Genomic DNA, 6645 nt, shown 5'->3' on the forward strand with positions numbered 1-6645 from the left:
GGTGAATTTGGGATGTGCTACAGGACACCCATCGTTTGTGAATGTCTAACTCGTTTACGAATCAAACTTTAGCACAGATAGAGCTATGGACCAATTCGGATAAATACGAGAAGAAGGTGTATACATTGCCAAAACATTTGGATGAAAAGGTTGCTCGCCTTCATTTAGCTCATATAGGGGTGGAATTGGACGTCCTTACGGAAGAACAGGCCGCCTATATCGGAGTTCCTGTGGAAGGTCCTTACAAGCCTGAATGGTATAGATATTAACAGCAATGTGGAAATCAATAAAAAAAGTCCTTGAAACACAACTTTCAAGGACTTTTTTATTGATTCTACTCATCTTGCATGTTTTCGTGTGTCTCCATATGATTATTATATAGTAGATGACCTATATACAATAATACTAGTACAGAAGAAACAAAGGAATAAGTGATAAATAGATAAATCAAAAATGCTGAGGTAGAAATGTACAAAAGGAATAGAAGTCCTTTCTTGATGTTGTGCATTTTATAGATGGCTATTAAGGCTAGGCCATAAATAAATGAGGCAAAAGATAATAGGGTCGTATCAATATTAAGCCCTTCCATTAGCTGAATCATAATTTCAAATCATTATGGATAAAACGATACGGGCAATAGATTGTAATTTGCAACATCCTCTGCTTCACAGAAGAGAGCTGTTCAGATGATGTAAATGTGCAAAGAATTGCTCATGAGGTCTTTCCTTGAGAGACTTCGGCAAAGGTAAATAGCGTATGTTAAGTTAATATTAAGTTTGGTAAATTTCTCTTAAGGAATCATAATAAAATAGTCCTTACTTACAATAATCAAGGACTAAATTATTCTATAAAGAATAGTTTTATTTATAAAGTTTTAACTGGATATGGGTTTGGTCTTCTGTTTGAAAAGTTATGATTTCAGGGAATGCGGATATGCCTATGGAAAAGACTTTTTTATCTTTGAATCCATTGATTAATTATTGTTTATTTTTAGTAAAATATCTTTTGTTTTGTCTTCAGGCCTCATTGTTTTCATAATAGTAGATTATAATTGGTCAATAGTTTGGTAAAGCCCCTCTAAGTCAATTATTATGTTTACATAATGTAATTTATGTTAAATTTTTATTTATTTATATACCTATAAATGTGTATTTTTTAGAATAAAATATTAAAACCACTGGCTTGATACCAAGATAGGGTTCTGTAATACTCGTGTACGTTTTGTTCATTATCCGCATGAGGTATATAACATGTCAGTCCCGAATTTTTGTATATGGTGATTCCGTTGAATTTTGGGGTGTTTGCTTTATATAGAATGGTTTGATTCAGAATTTCTTTTAAAGAATTCAGCTGCGCTGAATTATTATAATTCACTTCTATAAAATCTAAGAAATCAAATGCGATAAGTGGATTGCTAGGGTCAAAGTCCATGCGTTGTATTTCCGATCTTTTAAAGTCTGCATGTTGTGGTTTTTGAGAAAGAAGAATCTCTTTTGTTTTGTCGGCTAAATTTTGCAGTTTGGAAGCCTGGATGACTGAAACTGTAGCAGACTGGAAATTGCCACTAAGGCTGTTATAATGTTCGTAATATTTTTTTGCTATAGTGGTATAGGCACTAATATCTGGGGTAAATAGGTCATTAACAATTTTGTTATAAGGCATACCATTTGATACTACCTCGCCCGGAGATACTATGAAGTGTTTAGCTTTATCTTTTAATTCATATAATACTTCAACGCTGGCCATAGAACAAGCATCAAATAATATGAAATCTAGATTATTTGGTAGTGCATTTTTTAGCTCCTTAATATTCCATTTCGTCGCCTTGGTCATCGCCAAAAGATTTTAGTTTTATTTTACCAGCTGTAGGGGGGATCCATCCTGTAGCATGCGACCATAATATTAATCCATAACTTTGAGAAGGAAATCTTTCCATAGCATCGGTAATGACTCTTTTCATCACCATTGGGTCTGCAGAGTTATGGTATTCATACTCTTTAACCTTTATTGTCTTCCTGTTGCCCTTTTTGTTACTAATATGATAAAGTACAGGGGTAGTATTAGGTAAATTCGCATAAACCAACAGGTTCCCGTCTACATCTTCAATATTGGTTTCTAGTTGTTCAATATTAACGTACGCTTCTGACGAAAGATTATTGTTGGCGGCAATATATACGATTATAGTTCTGAAAGATATTTCATCAGATAATGTAGCGGAATCCTTTTACAGGAGGACAGGAAGAAACAGACAAGTAATAATATGTAGATTCCAATATTTCTCATGTTATGGATTATTTACAGTTGAAATAGTTTCTCAAATTCTCTTCTTTTTTTTTGATAATAATCCAGAAAGTTCCGATTGCTACTAAAATAAAAATAGAACTTACGAGATATTTGATAGTGTTCCATAATTCTGTATCCATGGTTCAGTGTGTTAGTTATAAAAATGGTTGATGTTTATTACTTAGTAGTGTGAGTTAAAAAAGGGTGGTATTTTTACCACCCTTTTATGTGTTAACGCTCAACTAAGATTAGTTGTTAGGGTTAACTTGAACTTTGATTTCTTTCACGATATCACCTGCATTTCCGTCTTGACCATCATTGTATCTGTTTGGAATAGTCACTTTAAATACAAGTGTTATCGGTCTAGTGATGGTGTTGGCACCGCTGTTAGTCCATCTAGCTACTGCAGATCCGTTAGAGTTTAAGATGCTTACACTTGTGAACTGTGGTAGATTGTTTTTGATATCTACAGTTGGAGAATCATTGTAGTAAGCTCTCTCAAATGATACTGCTGTTGGCGCTAACACTGAAGTATTGAATATATTTCTTCCTAAGCCTTGAACACCGTATCTAGTTAACAATGTGTTCTGAGCGGTAGTGATAGGATTATCAGCTTGCCAGATTACTACGTTAGTGTAATCTTTTAGTCGGAAGAAGTTTTTCAACGGTACGTCTTGGTTGTTGTTACCATTCTGTTTATCTGTGACAGAAGCTTGACCGTTGTTCAACACTTCTAACTCTTGAACAGGGTTCTTGAATCGTACAAGAACATCTTCTGTCTTGAATGGTTCGGTGTTACCGTTCAAGTAGTACTCTATGCGGATTGTTACAGTACCCTTGTTGCCGTAGCTCCATCCTGAAACGAAGTTCCATGGATCTGAGTTAGGAGTAGTATGGTTGTGGGCTGCAGGACCGTTAGCATTTACTAGGTGTAAGCCTTCGTTTCCTAATCCTGTGTTAGAGCTGTTTACGTAAGATTTTGTAGCTGAGGAGTTGCTATTTCCGGTACCGAAGGTAGCATTTCCGAAGGCAGCAACATTTGTATTCGTTGAAACGAATTTGTAGGTTACTGTTGGAGCGTTAGAACCAGTAATAGTGCTGCTCAAGTTGATGTACTCGTTCATATCGCCACCCATGTACCATAGGTTAGTACCTTGTGCTTTACCGTATATGCGTGCAGCATTGTCGATATAGTATGCTGGGATATACGAGAAGCTAATTGTACCATTCAAGCTAACAGTCAATTTAATTGTGATGTTAACATTTGGATAGTTTGGATTAGCTACTGCTGGTTCAAATTTACCTTTCAAGATATATTCTCCAGGGTTAACTTTAGTTTGATCCACTTGAACTATTCTTTCCACATTTTGATTTGGATTATTCATGTTCAAGAATGTGAACCAAGAAGTGCTTACAGGGGCTCCTCCAGATGTTTCAGCAGACGTGAAGCTCCAGTTGTATAATCCGTGGAATTGAGCTGCTGAACCACCAGTGATATTGTAGGCTTGGTCTAAGATTGTGTTAGGAGCTGTGAAGTACAATGTAGCATCTTGTGTAGCAGCATTTGTTAATGTTAAACTTGCTGTACCATTGATGTTGACATCACTAACTTGATTTTGTACAAATACAATTTTAATGTAACGTGTTGCGATGATTTGCGTTGAAGTAGCATTAGGATATAAGTCTACTTTTACTATTGCATAGTTACCGATCGCAGCTGTGTTGTAGAAGCCCGAAGTAGATTCTTTAACAGAGATTTCACCTGTAGCTTCGTCTAGTTTCAACCAGTTTTGTTGTTGAGGGTGAGCTGTGTTGGTTGCGAAGTCGAATCGTAGGTCGTATCCTTCAAGACCATAGTCATCCATAGATACAATCTTGTTACCTACTTGTGTACGAGCATAGAAACCGCGTAATTTTTCTTCTAGCACTATTGATCCTTCGTATCCTGTATTATTGTCAGGTACAGTAACTCCAGGGATCTGTCTTTCCGCATTTTTATATACATTCAATACGAAGTGGGCATCAGTTTTCGCAGCGGCAGCTGTATTTGTCAATGAAGTGTTAGGAGTGTTGTTCGCTGCTTCTGTGAATTGGCCGGTGCCGGTATTGAATGCTGAAGTAGCATAACCGCTTACTAATTCATACTTAGAAGTGGTAGATGCTTTAACTGCTTTTTCAATTGTTACTTCGTCCGCTTCGATGATTTCTTCTTTAGCCAAGTGGTATTGTGAAGCAACGAATTGTTGGTTGGCAGCCGCTTTGGTGTTTTTAACCTGAAGTGCTATATATAGCGAATTATTGTCAGACGCTTTAGGGAACCAAGTGTTTGGATTGCCTGTAGGTCTGTACTTAACGGTGATGTCTCCAAATGTTTTGATTGAAGCTCCTACTTGTTGGAAATTAGTGCTTGGAGTTGCACCCGATCCTGTTGAACGGAACGAAACCTGTTCAGCAGTTTGTGTCAATAGTCCGTTTGCATCGTAGTTCGCAATAGCTACACCGAATGGATTCAAGTTATATTTAATTTCGGCATAACCTTGCATCAATGTATTTCTCGTAGTGTTGTTATTGACGATACGAGGGAAGAAAACAACTGGAGAGTTGTTGTTTAAATAAGTTGGAACTAAAGTCAATGAGTTAACAGCGACAGCTTCTGTAGCTAAGAAAACAGGGCTAGAAGCGGAACCGTCAGCACCTGTAAATACTACATTATAACCACCATCTGTAGCTACTAGTGTAATATCTCCCGCATATGCTTGGACGTTTGTGTTTTCTCCGTTAATGAACCAGTATTGTTTTCCACCTACTGTTCTGATTTCAATTTCAGGAGTTGCACCGTCCTTACCATCTTTTCCATCTTGACCGTCTTTACCATCTTTTCCGTCTTTTCCATCTTGACCGGCAGCTTTTATGGAAGTTTTAGTCCAAGTTGTACCATCGGTAGAGCTTTCCCAATAACCATCTGTGGAAATTCTCCACTGTACACCAGGAGCTCCCTGATCACCTTTTTCCCCTTTTTCACCCTTTTCTCCTTTTTCACCTTTCTCTCCTTGATCCCCTTTTTGACCATTTACGATGTCATAAGAGAATGTGGAGCCGTCAGGTCTCTTAAAGGTGATTCTAAAGCCACCTGTGATAGAGGTTACGGATTCAACTACGTTGGTAGCGCTTAAGGCTTGAAGTTGAGTTTTCAAAGCAGCGATATCATTCGTGTTCTGACGAATGTCCTGCTCAAGTCGTGTGATGTCATCATCATACTTCTTACAGCCTTCGATTAATACTGCACTGCTGATAGCAACAGCTAAGGCTAATTTGGATAGTTTTCTAATTTTCATATTCACTTTTTAAGATTAATCAAAGAAACTCTATTTGATATGGATTTTTTGTAAAAATACAACATAATATTGTAATATCAAATTTTTTTTAAAATTTATGTGTTATAAATTTTTATTTCGAAAATCATCTGGTGTTTTTGTCCGTTTATGTCGTGTAGTTCTATTTCATACGAGGTGTTTACATTCTTTTTTTTGATTGTTAGATGCTGTAATGCATATTCTACGTCGATGAGTTTAATATTGTGTAATGCTAAAAGACTTACGATGTCTTTTTCAGTAATTTCAATATCATCATGGTTGGTATTGGATTCGTTATTGGTTAATGATTGGTTTTTCATTCCAGAATAAATGTTTATTACAATAATATTCTAATTTGAATGTTAAATTACAATATTAGATTGTTATTTGCAATTATTTGTTATAATTTGTTAATGATTTCACTTTTTCAGTTTTTGGTCCTATTTTTGTATACTAGTGTCGGCGTATAATAAGTATTAATTGCATTGCCGAATTATTTGTTTTTTTACTTTATTAAAGTGTAACCATATCGGTAAAATGTTGAATAACTGGGAGAGACTTGCAAAAGTGATACAATACTTAGGTTTTAATGTGAATTCTTTTGCCAAAGAAATTGGATTGACAAGAGCCGAACGTTTGTATCAAATTAAAAGAGGTAATTATGCTAATTAGTAAAAATTTAGCGAGCACAATTGTAAAACGTTTTCCAGATATAAATGAAGCTTGGTTGATTACAGGTGAGGGAAATATGCTGAAGGAAGCGAACAACTTTCAGAAAATTCCTCTTTTTAACATAAGCTTGGAAGATTTTAATACGAATTGGAACGAAATGCCGGTAGCCCATGAGCTTGAAATTCCTATCCTAGCCGGTAGTGATTTTGCTATTGTCAACGAAGGAGAGGCCATGTCTACCGGAAATTGAACACGCTAGTGTGGTGTTTTTGAAAGAGGTAGATGTTCCTTCGATTGTTTCCTTTGTCCGTGATTTTTGGGGAGATATATCTTGTAG

5 protein-coding genes and 1 pseudogene are annotated in these 6645 nt (G+C 36.1%); 2 read left to right on the forward strand and 4 right to left on the reverse strand.

Annotated elements, in window-relative coordinates; genetic code table 11:
- Nucleotides 1-269: pseudogene (locus SD31_RS04125) on the forward strand (adenosylhomocysteinase); the annotation flags it as partial.
- Between the two features lie 886 nt (nt 270-1155).
- Here the strand turns inward: SD31_RS04125 and SD31_RS04135 are convergent.
- The 4 genes from SD31_RS04135 to SD31_RS04145 all read right to left on the reverse strand — a co-directional run bounded on the left by SD31_RS04135 (nt 1156) and on the right by SD31_RS04145 (nt 5956).
- Entirely contained in the window at nt 1156-1833 is a 678-nt protein-coding gene (locus SD31_RS04135) for a clostripain-related cysteine peptidase (protein ID WP_052258637.1), read from the reverse strand.
- Nucleotides 1805-2197, reverse strand: coding sequence for a clostripain-related cysteine peptidase (locus tag SD31_RS14890; RefSeq protein ID WP_082021807.1), 393 nt, complete (start codon nt 2195-2197; stop codon nt 1805-1807). Before SD31_RS14890 ends, SD31_RS04135 begins: the two co-directional genes overlap by 29 nt.
- A gap of 334 nt (nt 2198-2531) precedes the next feature.
- Nucleotides 2532-5618, reverse strand: coding sequence for a hypothetical protein (locus tag SD31_RS04140; protein WP_039053209.1), 3087 nt, complete (start codon nt 5616-5618; stop codon nt 2532-2534).
- 95 nt (nt 5619-5713) lie between these two features.
- Entirely contained in the window at nt 5714-5956 is a 243-nt protein-coding gene (locus tag SD31_RS04145; protein WP_039053210.1) for a hypothetical protein, read from the reverse strand.
- Nucleotides 5957-6384: 428 nt separating this feature from the next.
- Here SD31_RS04145 and SD31_RS14895 point away from each other — a divergent pair, with 428 nt between their 5' ends.
- Nucleotides 6385-6558: a hypothetical protein gene (locus SD31_RS14895; RefSeq protein WP_156138193.1), complete on the forward strand. Its 174-nt coding sequence runs from the start codon at nt 6385-6387 to the stop codon at nt 6556-6558.
- Nucleotides 6559-6645: the final 87 nt, after the last annotated feature.

Source organism: Sphingobacterium sp. T2 (assembly GCF_000814685.1).
In the GTDB taxonomy this organism is placed as follows: domain Bacteria; phylum Bacteroidota; class Bacteroidia; order Sphingobacteriales; family Sphingobacteriaceae; genus Sphingobacterium; species Sphingobacterium thermophilum.